The sequence below is a fragment of the Agromyces sp. NDB4Y10 genome, from assembly GCF_001620055.1.
Classification (GTDB): domain Bacteria; phylum Actinomycetota; class Actinomycetes; order Actinomycetales; family Microbacteriaceae; genus Agromyces; species Agromyces indicus.
Genome location: NZ_LQGY01000035.1, coordinates 15,307 through 28,511, shown reverse-complemented (window position 1 = coordinate 28,511; position 13,205 = coordinate 15,307). Strand labels below are relative to the sequence as shown.

The 13,205-nt window shown below is 73.1% G+C and carries 14 protein-coding genes; 8 read left to right on the top strand and 6 right to left on the bottom strand.

From position 1 onward, the window contains the following. Nucleotides 1–83 precede the first annotated feature (83 nt). From AVP42_RS09395 to AVP42_RS09380, 4 genes are all read left to right on the top strand, one after another. Nucleotides 84–1,523, top strand: coding sequence for a S8 family serine peptidase (locus AVP42_RS09395; protein ID WP_067948365.1), 1,440 nt, complete (start codon nt 84–86; stop codon nt 1,521–1,523). Between the two features lie 94 nt (nt 1,524–1,617). Further along, nucleotides 1,618–2,433, top strand: a complete 816-nt coding sequence (locus AVP42_RS09390; RefSeq protein ID WP_067948363.1) for an NAD(P)H-hydrate epimerase — start codon at nt 1,618–1,620, stop codon at nt 2,431–2,433. A 56-nt stretch (nt 2,434–2,489) separates the two neighbouring features. Then, nucleotides 2,490–3,038 carry a DUF3151 family protein gene (locus tag AVP42_RS09385; protein WP_197466998.1) on the top strand — a complete coding sequence of 183 codons (549 nt, stop codon included), beginning with the start codon at nt 2,490–2,492 and terminating at the stop codon, nt 3,036–3,038. Nucleotide 3,039: 1 nt separating this feature from the next. Continuing rightward, nucleotides 3,040–4,326: an adenylosuccinate synthase gene (locus AVP42_RS09380; RefSeq protein ID WP_067948359.1), complete on the top strand. Its 1,287-nt coding sequence runs from the start codon at nt 3,040–3,042 to the stop codon at nt 4,324–4,326. Nucleotides 4,327–4,384: 58 nt separating this feature from the next. Here AVP42_RS09380 and AVP42_RS09375 read toward each other — a convergent pair whose 3' ends face one another. Further along, on the bottom strand, nt 4,385–5,161 hold the full coding sequence (locus tag AVP42_RS09375) for a hypothetical protein (RefSeq protein WP_067948357.1): 777 nt from the start codon (nt 5,159–5,161) through the stop codon (nt 4,385–4,387). Nucleotides 5,162–5,317: 156 nt separating this feature from the next. After that, entirely contained in the window at nt 5,318–5,539 is a 222-nt protein-coding gene (locus tag AVP42_RS09370) for an Rv0909 family putative TA system antitoxin (RefSeq protein ID WP_067948489.1), read from the bottom strand. Nucleotides 5,540–5,690: 151 nt separating this feature from the next. On the opposite strand from AVP42_RS09370, the gene AVP42_RS09365 reads away from it, so the two are divergent. Both AVP42_RS09365 and AVP42_RS09360 read left to right on the top strand, forming a co-directional pair. Then, complete coding sequence (locus AVP42_RS09365) at nt 5,691–6,344, top strand: GNAT family N-acetyltransferase (RefSeq protein WP_067948356.1); 654 nt, start codon at nt 5,691–5,693, stop codon at nt 6,342–6,344. Between the two features lie 117 nt (nt 6,345–6,461). Continuing rightward, on the top strand, nt 6,462–7,037 hold the full coding sequence (locus AVP42_RS09360; RefSeq protein ID WP_067948354.1) for a hypothetical protein: 576 nt from the start codon (nt 6,462–6,464) through the stop codon (nt 7,035–7,037). 5 nt (nt 7,038–7,042) lie between these two features. Here AVP42_RS09360 and AVP42_RS09355 read toward each other — a convergent pair whose 3' ends face one another. Genes AVP42_RS09355 through AVP42_RS09340 form a run of 4 tightly spaced genes read right to left on the bottom strand, consistent with a single transcriptional unit; the run spans nt 7,043 to nt 10,894 of the window. Further along, entirely contained in the window at nt 7,043–8,509 is a 1,467-nt protein-coding gene (locus AVP42_RS09355) for a cation acetate symporter (protein WP_067948352.1), read from the bottom strand. Continuing rightward, the gene (locus tag AVP42_RS16885) at nt 8,506–8,931 is read right to left on the bottom strand and encodes a DUF485 domain-containing protein (protein WP_231878596.1); all 426 of its coding nucleotides are present in this window, start codon (nt 8,929–8,931) and stop codon (nt 8,506–8,508) included. The genes AVP42_RS09355 and AVP42_RS16885 overlap by 4 nt, the downstream gene beginning before the upstream one ends. Then, nucleotides 8,928–9,671: a LytTR family DNA-binding domain-containing protein gene (locus AVP42_RS09345; protein WP_067948351.1), complete on the bottom strand. Its 744-nt coding sequence runs from the start codon at nt 9,669–9,671 to the stop codon at nt 8,928–8,930. The genes AVP42_RS16885 and AVP42_RS09345 overlap by 4 nt, the downstream gene beginning before the upstream one ends. Next, nucleotides 9,668–10,894 carry a sensor histidine kinase gene (locus AVP42_RS09340; RefSeq protein WP_067948349.1) on the bottom strand — a complete coding sequence of 409 codons (1,227 nt, stop codon included), beginning with the start codon at nt 10,892–10,894 and terminating at the stop codon, nt 9,668–9,670. The genes AVP42_RS09345 and AVP42_RS09340 overlap by 4 nt, the downstream gene beginning before the upstream one ends. A gap of 180 nt (nt 10,895–11,074) precedes the next feature. On the opposite strand from AVP42_RS09340, the gene AVP42_RS09335 reads away from it, so the two are divergent. Beyond that, nucleotides 11,075–11,452, top strand: coding sequence for a DUF485 domain-containing protein (locus tag AVP42_RS09335; RefSeq protein ID WP_067948347.1), 378 nt, complete (start codon nt 11,075–11,077; stop codon nt 11,450–11,452). Continuing rightward, nucleotides 11,452–13,065 (top strand): cation acetate symporter, encoded by a 1,614-nt coding sequence (locus tag AVP42_RS09330; protein ID WP_067948346.1) that lies wholly within the window; start codon nt 11,452–11,454, stop codon nt 13,063–13,065. Before AVP42_RS09335 ends, AVP42_RS09330 begins: the two co-directional genes overlap by 1 nt. Nucleotides 13,066–13,205 lie beyond the last annotated feature (140 nt).

Genomic DNA, 13,205 nt, shown 5'->3' with positions numbered 1-13,205 from the left:
GCCGCCGCGTCGCATCCACTGGACGGACCGGGCCGCCGGCCGACCCGACCGGGGGCATTCCGCACTCTCGAAACGGAGACAGGATGAGGAACCACAAGGTGATCGGCGCGGCTTCCGCCGTCGCCCTCGCCGTCGGTCTCGTCGGCACGGCGATCGCGCCGGCCGCCGCGACCGGACCGGAGCACACCTACCTCGTGCTCGCGCCGCAGGGCGCCGGCACGAAGGCCGCCGCCGCGCGCGTGGCCGCCGCCGACGGCACCGTCGTCGCGACGTACGACCAGATCGGCGTGCTCGTCGCACGCTCGTCGAGCACGGCGTTCGAGCGCGCCGTCGCCGGGCGCGGCGTCGAGGCCGTCGCCAGCACCGACGGGCTCGGCACCGTGCTCGACGAGGGAGAGATCGTCGAGACGGTCGACTCGGCCGTCGTGGAGGCGACCGGCGACCCGACGGGCGAGCCGCTCTGGACCCGCCAGTGGGACATGGCGCAGATCGACGTCCCGGCCGCGCACGCGGTGACCACCGGCGACCCGTCGGTCGTCGTCGGCGTGCTCGACTCCGGCATCGACGCCAACCACCCCGACCTCGCCACGCAGGTCGCGAAGGACCAGAGCGCGTCGTGCATCGGCGGCGTCGTCGACCGCAGCCAGGCCGCCTGGAGCCCCACCACCTCGTCGCACGGCACGCACGTGGCCGGCACGATCGCCGCCGCCCTCAACGGCGTCGGCATCTCGGGCGTCGCGCCCGGCGTGAAGGTGGCGTCGGTCAAGGTCGTGAACGACGACGGGTACATCTACCCCGAGGCGGCGGTCTGCGGCATCCTGTGGGCGGCCGAGCAGGGCATGCCCATCACGAACCACAGCTATTACATCGACCCGTGGGAGTTCAACTGCCGCAACGACGAGCGCCAGCGGCCCGTGTGGCTCGCGGTGCAGCGTGCGCTGAAGTACGCCTCGTCGAAGGGCGGCCTCGCGATCGCATCGGCTGGCAACAGCAACGTCGACCTGCAGCACAAGTTCGTCGACTCGGGCAGCCCCAACGACGGCAGCGCCCCGGTCGAGGACCGCACCATCAACGGCGCGTGCGTCGACCTGCCCGGCGAGGCGCCGGGCGTCGTGACGGTCTCGGCCGTCGGCCCGGCCGAGGTCAAGAGCTACTACTCCTCGTACGGCCAGGGCGTCGTCGACGTGACGGCTCCCGGTGGCGACAGCCGCTGGCGCAACCCGGCGGTCTCGACCGCGACCGACGCCGTGCTCTCGACGATCCCGGGCGGCGGCTACGGCTACTCGCAGGGCACCTCGATGGCCGCGCCGCACGCGTCGGGCGTCGCCGCGCTCGCGCTCTCGGCGCACCCGGGCATGAAGCCGGGCCAGCTGGCGTCGTTCCTCGAGCGCACCGCCACGCCGATCGCCTGCCCGGACGGGGTCTTCGAGCTCCGACCCGGCTACCCGGCGACCTGCACGGGCGGCCAGCGCAACGGCTTCTACGGAGCCGGCAACGTCAACGCGCTGAACGCGGTCCAGTGACGCGCTGACGTCACCGCCGGCGGGGCCGGGTCCATTCGGGCCCGGCCCCGTCGCCGTGTCGGCGGGTCGGCGGGTCGCGCGTAGGGTCGGTCGCATGAGCAGCGACGCATCCGGTTCCGCCTCCGCGCCGTCACCGCACGCCGGCTACACCGCCGAGCAGGTCCGCGCGGCCGAGCGGCCCCTGCTCGACGCGGGCGAGCCGCTCATGCGGCGCGCCTCGACCGCGCTCGCCGAGGAGATCGCGCGCATGCTCGACCTGCCCGAGGCTCCCGACGACGACGAAGCCCCCGACGGCGACGGCAGCGACGACGGCGACGGCGAGGCGACGGATGCCGCGGGGCGGCCGATCGTCGTCGTGCTCGCCGGATCGGGCGACAACGGCGGCGACGCCCTCTTCGCCGCCTCGCACCTCGCCGAGCGCGGCGCCGACGTCCGCATCGTCGCCACGGGGTCGAGCCTGCACGAGGAGGGCGCCGCCGCCGCCCGACGCGCGGGCGCCGCCGACCTCGACCCCGACGCTGACCCCGACGAGTTCGAGCGGGTCGTGCGCCTCGCCGACGTGCTCGTCGACGGCATCCTCGGGATCGGTGCGGCCGCGAGCCCCGCGCTCCGGGGCCGGAGCCGCGAGGTGGTCGCGCGCGTGCTCGAGCTGCTCGGGCCGCGCTGGGCGGCCGACGTCGGCGGTGCGCCGCGGCATCCGCTCGTCGTCGCCGTCGACCTGCCGAGCGGCATCTCGCCCGACGACGGCAGCGTGCCCGACCCGACGGTGCTGCCCGCCGACGTCACGGTCACGATGGGCGCCGTGAAGGCGGGGCTGCTGCGCGAGCCGGGCGCGCGCTTCGCCGGCCGCGTCGTGCTCGTCGACCTGGGGCTGGGCCCCGCGCTCGAGGGAGTGCCGCCGGTGGACTGACCGGGCCGCCCGCGCGAGCTCCCGGGGCGCCGAAACCCCATGCGTTACGGTTGAGTGTGACTCAGGAACAGACCCCACCGGAGGCCGAGGCGGTGCTCGCCGATGAACCCGAGGTCCGTCGGGCGCTGACCGAGGGCGACCGGGCGGCGGTCGCCGGAGTCGTGACCGCCCACCCCGCGTCCCCGCTGGCGTGGGCCGAGCTCGCCGACCTGGCCGATTCCGAGGGGCGGGCCCTCGACGCCTTCGCGTACGCCGTGGTGGCCGTCGACCTCGCCCGCGAGCAGCTCCGAGCGAGCGGATGGCGCGACGGCCAGCCCGTCCCGTGGTCCGCCGAGTCCAACCGCGCCTACCTGCGGGCGCTCGACGCGGAGCGCCGGTCGGCCGAGCGACTCGGCCTGGACGAGCGCGCCGAGCGCGCCGCCGCCGATCTCGCCGCGGCCGACGGCGAAGCGGCCGCGCGCATCGCCTCGGAGTTCACGCCCACCCAGGTCATCACCATCGTCGGGGCCGGAGCCGGTGCGTTCGCGCCGGTCGTCGGCACCGAGGCACGCACCGGCGACCCCGTCGCCGAACCGAACGCCGCCGACGCGGCAGGAGAGGACTGAGATGCCCGCGGTCGTACTGATCGGTGCACAGTGGGGCGACGAGGGCAAGGGCAAGGCGACCGACCTGCTCGCCTCGCGCCTCGACTACGTCGTCAAGTTCAACGGCGGCAACAACGCCGGGCACACGGTCGTCGTGGGTGACGAGAAGTACGCGCTGCACCTGCTGCCGAGCGGCATCCTCACGCCGGGGGTCACGCCCGTCATCTCCAACGGCGTCGTCGTCGACATCGAGGTGCTGTTCGAGGAGATCGAGGGCCTCGAGACGCGCGGGGTCGATACGTCGAAGCTGCGCATCTCGGCCAACGCCCACGTCATCACGCAGTACCACCGGACGCTCGACAAGGTCACCGAGCGGTTCCTCGGCAAGCGGCAGATCGGCACCACCGGCCGCGGCATCGGGCCCACCTACGCCGACAAGATCAACCGCGTCGGCATCCGCATGCAGGACCTGTTCGACGAGAACATCCTGCGGCAGAAGGTCGAGGGCGCCCTCGACCAGAAGAACCACCTGCTCGTGAAGGTCTACAACCGCCGCGCGATCGGGGTCGACGAGGTCGTCGACGAGCTGCTCGGGTACACCGAGCGGCTGCGCCCGATGGTGACCGACACGTCGCTGCTGCTGCACCGCGCGCTCGAAGCCGGCGAGACCGTGCTGTTCGAGGGCGGGCAGGCGACCATGCTCGACGTCGACCACGGCACCTACCCGTTCGTCACCTCGTCGAACGCGACCTCGGGCGGCGCCGTGACCGGGTCGGGCATCGCGCCGAACCGCATCGACCGGGTCATCGGCATCGTCAAGGCGTACACGACGCGCGTCGGCTCCGGGCCGTTCCCCACCGAGCTCTTCGACGAGTGGGGCGAGTTCCTCGCCGACAAGGGGCACGAGTTCGGGACCACGACGGGCCGTCGTCGCCGCACCGGATGGTACGACGCGCCCATCGCGCGCTACACCGCCCGCATCAACGGCGTCACCGACTTCGTCCTCACCAAGCTCGACGTGCTGACCGGCATCGACCGCATCCCGGTCGCGGTCGCGTACGACGTCGACGGCGTGATCATGGAGGAGGTCCCGGTCTCGCAGTCGGACTTCCACCACGCCAAGCCCGTGTACGAGGAGTTCCCCGGCTGGACCGAGGACATCTCGGGTGCCCGCAGCTTCGAGGACCTCCCGGCGAACGCGCAGAGCTACGTCCGCGAGCTCGAGGCGATGTCGGGCGCGCGGTTCTCGGCGATCGGCGTCGGACCGGGCCGCGACGAGATCGTGCAGCTGCACGACCTGCTGGACTAGCGGCGCCGGGCGTCCCGGCCGTCCTGCGCGACCGGGAGGCCGTGCCACCCTGCGGTCGTCAGGCCGGTGAGCCCACCGCGGTGGGGGCCTGCTCGTCCGTCGCCGCGGGTGCGTCGGCGGTGGCCGAGCCAGCGGCATCCGTGCCGTCGCGCCGACCGAACGCCAGCGACAGCGAGTACGTGACGATGAGGGCCATGACGGCGATCTCGCCGCCGTCCTCGAGGGCGATGAAGATCGGGTCGATGACCGGCGCGTCGATGAAGGGGGCGTGCACGATGTCGACGGCCACCCCGAAGAAGGCGAGCGCCCCGTAGAGCACGGCGCCCGTGACGGCCATGCGACGCGCGTCGCGTCGCGCGAGCCGGTACGCGACGGCGAAGACCACCACGACCGCGAGGCCCACGGCCGCGAGGTAGAGCGCTTCGCCCAGGTGCGTCGCAAGGCCCTGCAGGTAGACGACCTCGCGGTCGAACCACTGCCCGAACCCGGTGCCCATGCGCTCGTGGAACTGGAAGTAGTCGTCGGCGAGCAGGTACGCCGAGAACACGGCGAAGGCGACCAGGATGGGCGCGCGGCGGCGGGTCGCGGCGATCGCGAACAGCAGGACGCTCCACCCGGTGAGCATCTGGAAGAACAGCTCGGCGTAGCCGCGCTCCGCGCCGAGGTTGAAGAACGGATGCCACGGCGCGCCGATGAGCTTGTGGGTGAGGTGCGCGGCGACGAACGCGGCCGTGGTGCCCCAGAGCAGCAGCAGGATGCCGCCCGCGAGGGGCTCGTCGAGGCCGAGGGCGGTGCGCGAGCGCGCGAACCTCGACTTGGGGGCGCGGATCTCCATCGATCGTCCTCTCGGCGGGGGGGGCGTCCATGCTCGCACACCACCGTCACGCGATGTTCACGCGCAGGACGACTCGGGTTCACCGCGGCGGGCCGGCCACGACGAGGGGCGGATGCCACGCGGCATCCGCCCCTCGGATCGTGGACGCGCGCCGGCCTAGGGCTCGGTGCCGATGGACTTGTCGAGGTTCGCGCGGACCTCGTCGACCTTGGCGTCGTGCTCGTCGGGCGTGACCTTCTTCGCCGCTTCGGCGACGGCGTCGAGGACCTTGTCGCTGACGTCCTCGGCCTGCTGGCTGTTCAGCGCCTCGTTGATCTTGTCCTTGTTGTCCTCGACGAACTGCTGCGCGTTCTTCGCGAGGTCGTCCAGTGCTCCCATGTCCCCCGGTCCCTTCTCTGCGATGGGTGATTCCGGGGTCATCGTACGGCGAGCGGATGCCGCGATCGCGGGTTCCACAGCGAACGCTCGGGACCGCGGCATCCGCCATCGCGACGCGGCCGTCGGCACGGCCGCGTGCCAGACTCGGACGGTGCCCGCGACCCGCCCCGCCGCCCAGCCGCTCGTCGGCCGGGCGGTGACGCTCAGCCCGATGACCGTCGCCGACGTGCCCGCGCTCGAGGCCGCCATCCGCCGCCCGGAGGTGTTCGCGAGCGGCTTCGGCGGCGGGCCGTCGTCGTTCCCCGCCGATGCCGAGGCGTTCGCGACGTTCGCCCGTCGGTCGTACACCCCGGCCGACGACGCGCTGCCGTTCGTCGTGCGGCTCCGGGGCGGACCCGACGACGGCGCGGTCGTCGGCGCGACGAAGCTCGGCGACCTTGATCTGCCGAACGAATCGGCCCACCTCGGCTGGACCGCCTACGACCCGCGCGTCTGGGGCACCGTCGTGAATCCCGAGGTGAAGCTGCTCCTGCTGGGGCTCGCGTTCGACCACGGCTTCGGGCGCGTCAAGCTGCAGGCCGACGCCCGGAACGCGCGGTCGCGTGCCGCGATCGAGAAGCTCGGCGCTCGGTTCGAGGGCGTGCTGCGACGGCACCTCGCCCGGCCGGACGGCACCTGGCGCGACACGGCGGTGTACTCGATCCTCGTCGACGAGTGGCCGGGTGTTCGATCCGGCCTCGAGGCGCGACTGGCGGGGTGGGGCGACCGGCCCGTCGAGCTCGCGACGGACGCGGCCGCCGGGTAGCGGCATCCGTCGCTGCGCCGGTCGATCGAGGCCGGCCCGCACGGCTCCCCGGGTAGCGGGCGGATGCTGCGGCGGGGGACCGGACGCTGGTACCGTTCTCGCAGTCAGGAGTCGAGGATGCTTCACCTGGAGCAGGTCGGTACGGCGCTGCTGACCGGCCTCTGGACGCCGCTCGTCGTCGCCCTCATCACCGCCGCGGCGAGCGTCACGATCGCGCTCGCGAACGTGCGCGCCGACGACCTCAGGCGCGCGGAGCGACTGGGGCAGGTGCTCGCCCAGATGGATCCGTCGCCGGAGCGCGAGGTGGTCTCCACCGTGCGCGACGACCTCGCCGTCGCCTGGGCGCTGCGCGAAGCCGCTCCCGTCGACCGGCGGATGCGACGCGCCGCCGTCGTGCTCGGGGTGCTCGGCGCCGTCGCGCTGTTCGGCGCGATCATGGTCGGCCTCTACGTGGGCCTCGGCTACGGCCGGGTGAGCGACTGGTTCTTCTGGGTGTACTACTCGGTGGGGCTCGCCCTCCTGCTCGGCTCGGCGCTGCTGCGCCGGTTCGCGCGCCGCCATGCCGACGCGTGGATCGCCGAGGAGCGGGCGCGTCGCGGCCTCCGACCGGCCCTGCACACCGGGGTCGCATCCGAGCGGACCACGAAGGCGCCCGGGGAGTCGGCGCCGAGTTCCGACCGGCCCGCCGACTGAAGCGCTCAGGCGCCGCCCTGCTCCGGCAGGTGCAGGCGCGCGAGGAACGCGTCTACGCCCCGCGGCACGCGCCGCCGGTCGGCACGGGAGACCAGCACGGTCACGAGCACCGCGATCGGCACGGTCCAGGCGGCCGGCTGCTCGACGAGCGGGCGGATGCCGGGCGCCGCCGCCGCCACGAACGTGCTGCCGAGGATCGCCGCCGCCGACAGCACGGCGCCGGTCGCCATGCCCGCGATCGCGCCGCGCGCGGTGAGCCCGCGCCACCAGATGCCGAGCAGCAGGACCGGGCAGAGCGTCGACGCGGTGAACGCGAACACGAGGCCGACGCTGCCCGCGAGCCCCGCGGGCTCGGTCGCGAGGGCGACCGCGAGCGGGACGGCGGTCGACGCGAACGCCGCGATGCGGAAGCCGCGCACGCTGCCGCCCAGGAGGTCCTGCGAGATGACGCCCGCCACGGAGACCACGAGGCCCGACGACGTGGAGAGGAACGCCGCGAACGCGCCGCCGATGACGAGGGCCGTGAGCAGTTCGCCGGCGATGCCGGGCACGAGCCGGTCGGGCAGCACGAGGACGAGCGCGTCCGCGTCGCCCGGGGTCGCGAGGTCTGGCGCGAAGGTGCGGCCGAGCAGCCCGAACGCGGTCGGGAAGAGGTAGAACGCCGACAGGAGCACGAGCACGATGAGCGTCGTGCGTCGTGCCGCCGGGCCGTCCGGGTTCGTGTAGAACCGCACGAGCACGTGCGGCAGCCCGAGCGTGCCGAGCAGCAGGGCGACCATGAGCGAGATCGTGCGGTATACCTCGAGGGAGCCGGGCCCGGCGTCGGCGGGGAACGCCGCCGACGGTGCGAGCTCGGGTTCGATCGCTCCGGTGACCATGAGCAGCGCGACGACCGGGATCGCGAGCGCGGCGAGCTTCAGCCAGAACTGGAACGCCTGCACGAACGTGATCGACCGCATGCCGCCGGCCGCGACGACGACGGCCACGAGCACCGCGACCGCGACCGAGCCGACCCAGCTGGGCAGGCCCGTCGTGATCCGCACGGTGAGTGCCGCGCCCTGCAGCTGCGGCACGATGTAGAGCCAGCCGATCACCACGACGAGCACGCTCGTGACGCGCCGCACGGCGGACGACTCGAGGCGGGCCTCGGTGAAGTCGGGGATCGTGTACGCGCCCGAGCGTCGCAGCGGCGCCGCGACGAAGAGCAGCAGCATCAGGTAGCCCGCGGTGTACCCGATCGGGAACCACAGCGCCGAGGCCCCCGTCAGCAGGATGAGCCCCGCGATGCCGAGGAAGGACGCCGCCGAGAGGTACTCGCCGCCGATCGCCGACGCGTTCCACCACGGGCGGACCGTGCGGCTCGCGACGTAGAAGTCGCTCGTCGTGCGCGAGATCCGCAGGCCGTAGACGCCGATCAGCACCGACACGGCCGCGACCGCGACGATCGCGGCGTAGCCGACGGCGGGGTTCACGCCTGCTCCGCGAGCGAGCGGTACCGGGCCTCGTTGCGCTGGGCCGCGCGCACGTACAGCGCCGCGACGCTGATCGCGAGCGGGTACACGCCGAGCCCGAGCAGCAGCCAGGACACGGGCACGCCGGCGACGAACGTCTCGTCGAGGGCGGGCAGCAGCGCGATGCCGATCACGAACACGGCGGTCGCCGCGACGAACCCGCCCGCGCAGATCAGCGCGAGGCGCAGCTGCGACCGGATGAGCGACCGCACGTACATCGCGTCGACGTCGCCGCTCCCGCCCGGGCGGGTGCGGGCGATCGAGGGGCGAGCGGATGCCGCGGGCGCGCCGGTGCGCGGGGCGGTGACGCGGACGCGGGCCGGTCTCGAGACGGGCGCTTCGCGTCCTCCTCGACCACCGGGGGGCGCCTCGTCGTCGGTCACGGCCGGGCCCGCGGGGTCACCTGGTCGAGCCGCTCCCGGAGCCCCGGCAGCAGTCGACGGCTCACCGGCAGCTCCGCCTGCCCCACCACGACCGTGGGGCGCTCGCCGCCGAGCCGGACGCGCGTCACGTGGGGGAGCGCCACCAGGTACGAGCGGTGCACGCGCACGAAGCCCGCCTCCGCCCACTGCCGCTCGAGGTCGGACATCGGCACGCGCACGAGATAGCTCGCCTCGTCGGTGTGCAGGCGCGCGTAGTCGCCCTGCGCCTGCACGTACCGCACGTCGTCGCGGCGGATCATCCGGGTCGTGCCGCCGAGCGTCACGGCGATCATCTCGGGGCGCTTCGCCGCGGCATCCGTCGCCCCCGGCTGGGCCTGCCGCATCGCCTCGACGACGCGCGTGACCGACCGCTGCAGGCGCTCGGTGCGGACGGGCTTCAGCAGGTAGTCGACGGCCGCGAGGTCGAACGCCTCGAGCGCCCCCTCCTCGTCGGCCGTCACGAACACGAACGCGGGCTTGTGCTCGAACCGCTGCAGCGCTCGCGCCAGGTCGAAGCCGGACAGTCCCGGCATGTGGATGTCGAGGAACGCCGCGTCGACGGGTTCGCGCGTGAGGATGCGAATGGCCTCCGAGCCGGAGTTCGCGCGGTGGATCGTGCCGATCCGCGGGTCCTGGCCGAGCAGGAACGCGAGCTCGTCCACGGCGGGCTGCTCGTCGTCGGCGATGAGGACCGAGATCACGGCACCAGTCTCCCATCCGGCTCGCCGCGCGTGGCGACGTCGACGGATGCCGCGGCCCGGCCGGGCTGCGACTTCGGCACCCGCATCCGCACGAGCGTGCCCGCGCCCACGTTCGTCTCGACGACGAGGCCGTGCTCGTCGCCGTACACCTGCCGGAGGCGGGCGTCGACGTTGCGCAGTCCCACGTGCTCGCCCGGCGGGCCGCCCGCGAGCACCTCGGCGAGCCGCTCGGGGTCGATGCCGACGCCGTCGTCCTCGACGGTGATCTCGGCGAACGCGCCGGCGTCCTGGGCGGTGATCGTGATGCGACCGCCGCCCTCCTTGGCCTCGAGGCCGTGCCGCACGGCGTTCTCGACCAGCGGCTGCATCGACAGGAACGGGATCACCGTCGAGAGCACCTCGGGCGCGACCTGGAGGGTCACCCGCAGGCGGTCGCCGAACCGGGCGCGTTCGAGCTTCAGGTACGAGTCGATCGAGCGGAGCTCCTCGGCGACGGTCGTGAAGTCGCCCGCGCGGCGGAACGAGTACCTCGTGAAGTCGGCGAACTCGAGCACGAGGTCGCGCGCCTTGGCCGGATCGGTGTTGATGAACGACGCGATGGCGTTCAGCGAGTTGTAGATGAAGTGCGGGCTGATCTGCGCGCGCAGGGCCCGGACCTCGAGCTCGGCGAGCGCCGCACGCGACGCGTCGAGCTCCCCGAGCTCGACCTGCGCCGCGACCCAGTCGGCGACCTCGCCCGTCGCCCGCACGAGACCGGCCCGGACGCGAGGCGCGAAGGCGACCACGGCGCCGACGACCTCGCCGCCCGCGAGGATCGGCGCGGCCGCGGCATCCGTCTCGCCCGACGGCGACGCGAGGCGCCGCTCGACGTGCGGACGCGCCGACCCCACCGACTCCTCCGCGAGGCGCTCGGCGGTCGGCAGCAGCGCCTCGTCGCCGTCGGCCGCGGCCGGGCCGCCCGACATCACGAGGGCCAGCGTGTCGGCGCCGAGCATGGCGCGCAGGTGCCGGGCGGCCCTCGCGGCATCCGCCGTGCTCATGTCGCCGCGCAGGTGCTTCGCCGCGCTCGAGGCCAGGTGGAGCGTCTGGTACGTCGCCCGTTCGGCGTCGGTGCCGAGCTCCTTCGACTGCACCGCGAAGCGCCGCAGCAGCACCACGACCCCCACGGCGAGCGCCCCGGCGACGACACCGGCGGCGGCGACGAGCAGCATCGACTCGGGCATGCAGGTCACTGTAGCCGTCGTTCGTCGCCGTGCTCCGCCGTTCGTCGCACCGCTTCCGCCGTTCGCCGACGACGAGCGGTCGAGGCCCCCGGCGCGACCCCGGCTTCGTCAGCATGGACGGATCGCGACCGCAGCGACGCGGGCCCCGGCCCCGCCGCACCCCCTCGAAGGAGAGACGCCATGGGCAACGAGGCCCTGAGCGCGGACGTCGACCTGAGCCACGTCGACTATCCCGCAGTGCAGCAATCACCAGAATTCCAAGAGCTCCGGAGCACGCACCGGCGCTTCGTCTTCCCGGTGCTCGGAGCCTGCCTGGCCTGGTACCTGGCCTATGTGCTCCTCGCCGTCTACGCCGTCGACTTCATGTCCACGCGGGTGTTCGGCAGCATCAACGTCGCCATGCTCCTCGGGCTCGCCCAGGTGGTCACGACGTTCGCCGTGACCATGTGGTACGTCAGCTTCGCGAACAAGCACCTCGACCCGAAGGCCGAGCGGATCCGCGACGAGATCGAGACGGGCGTGTTCCTCGACCGCGCCGACGAAGGGGTGGTGCGCTGATGTTCCGGTTCGAAGCGGCAGCCGCCTCACCCGGCGAGCCCTGGCTCAACATCGCCATCTTCGGCGCGTTCGTCGCCGTGACGATGGTCATCGTGTTCCGCGCCAGCCGGAACAATCGCACCGCGGCCGACTACTACGCCGCCGGTCGCTCCTTCACGGGCGGGCAGAACGGTTCGGCCATCGCCGGCGACTACCTCTCGGCGGCGTCCTTCCTCGGCATCGTCGGCGCGATCGCGATGACCGGCTACGACGGGTTCCTGTACTCCATCGGCTTCCTCGTGGCCTGGCTCGTCGCCCTGCTGCTCGTCGCCGAGCTGCTCCGCAACACGGGCAAGTTCACGATGGCCGACGTGCTGTCGTTCCGCCTGAAGCAGCGCCCGGTGCGCATCGCCGCAGCGACCACGACCCTCGTCGTGTGCTTCTTCTACCTCCTCGCCCAGATGGCCGGCGCGGGCGGCCTGGTGTCGCTCCTGCTCGGCATCGGCGACCAGGTCGGCCAGGCGCTCGTCATCACGGTCGTCGGCGGGCTCATGATCCTCTACGTGCTCGTCGGCGGCATGAAGGGCACCACCTGGGTGCAGATCATCAAGGCCGTGCTGCTCATCGCCGGTGCCGGGCTCATGACGGTCTGGGTGCTCGCGATGTACGGCTTCAACTTCTCGACGCTGCTCGACCGCGCGGTCGAGGTCGCGGAGAACCCGGCGATCCTCGACCCGGGCCTGAAGTACGGCGTCTCGGAGCTCGCCAAGGTCGACTTCGTGTCGCTCGGCCTCGCCCTGGTGCTCGGCACCGCGGCCCTGCCGCACGTGCTCATGCGGTTCTACACCGTGCCCACGGCGAAGGAGGCGCGCAAGTCGGTCGTCTGGGCGATCTGGCTCATCGGCATCTTCTACGTGTTCACGCTGGTGCTCGGCTACGGCGCGGCGGCGCTCGTGGGTCCCGAGGTCATCGCCGCGGCACCCGGCGGCCCGAACTCGGCGGCACCGCTGCTCGCGTTCTCGCTCGGCGGGCCGCTGCTGCTCGGCCTCATCTCGGCGGTCGCGTTCGCGACGATCCTCGCGGTCGTCGCGGGCCTCACGATCACGGCGGCGGCCTCGTTCGCGCACGACATCTACGCGTCGGTCGTGAAGAAGGGCAAGCCCGAGCCGGGCGCCGAGGTCAAGGTCGCCCGCCGCACCGTGGTGATCATCGGCGTCGTCGCGATCATCGGCGGCATCGGCGCCAATGGCCAGAACATCGCGTTCCTCGTGGCGCTGGCGTTCGCGGTCGCGGCATCCGCCAACCTGCCCACGATCGTCTACTCGCTGTTCTGGAAGCGGTTCACCACCCGCGGTGCGCTGTGGAGCATGTACGGCGGCCTGATCTCGGCGATCGTGCTCATCGCGTTCTCGCCGGTCGTGTCGGGCTCGGAGACCTCGATGCTGAAGACGGAGGCGATCGACTTCGCGATCTTCCCGCTGTCGAACCCGGGCATCGTGTCCATCCCGCTCGCCTTCCTGCTCGGCTGGATCGTCAGCGTCATCGACAACCGTCGCGAGGACGCCGTGAAGCAGGCCGAGATGGAGGTCCGCTCGCTCACCGGGCTCGGCGCCGAGAAGGCGGTGAGCCACTAGGCTCCGCCGGCCGCCCCGCACCGGGGGGAGCGGGCGGCCGGCGGGAATGACTGCGACGGGGTGGGAATGCCTGCCCTGGCCTCGTCGCCGGCACGACGGGGGCGGATGCCACGGACCGACGGTCCGGCATCCGCCCCCGT

Coding starts and splice junctions, on each gene's coding strand:
- AVP42_RS09395 (WP_067948365.1), top strand. CDS start 84: ATGAGGAACCACAAGGTGATCGGCGCGGCTTCCGCCGTCGCCCTCGCC.
- AVP42_RS09390 (WP_067948363.1), top strand. CDS start 1,618: ATGAGCAGCGACGCATCCGGTTCCGCCTCCGCGCCGTCACCGCACGCC.
- AVP42_RS09380 (WP_067948359.1), top strand. CDS start 3,040: ATGCCCGCGGTCGTACTGATCGGTGCACAGTGGGGCGACGAGGGCAAG.
- AVP42_RS09375 (WP_067948357.1), bottom strand. CDS start 5,161: ATGGAGATCCGCGCCCCCAAGTCGAGGTTCGCGCGCTCGCGCACCGCC.
- AVP42_RS09370 (WP_067948489.1), bottom strand. CDS start 5,539: ATGGGAGCACTGGACGACCTCGCGAAGAACGCGCAGCAGTTCGTCGAG.
- AVP42_RS09360 (WP_067948354.1), top strand. CDS start 6,462: ATGCTTCACCTGGAGCAGGTCGGTACGGCGCTGCTGACCGGCCTCTGG.
- AVP42_RS09340 (WP_067948349.1), bottom strand. CDS start 10,894: ATGCCCGAGTCGATGCTGCTCGTCGCCGCCGCCGGTGTCGTCGCCGGG.
- AVP42_RS09335 (WP_067948347.1), top strand. CDS start 11,075: ATGGGCAACGAGGCCCTGAGCGCGGACGTCGACCTGAGCCACGTCGAC.
- AVP42_RS09330 (WP_067948346.1), top strand. CDS start 11,452: ATGTTCCGGTTCGAAGCGGCAGCCGCCTCACCCGGCGAGCCCTGGCTC.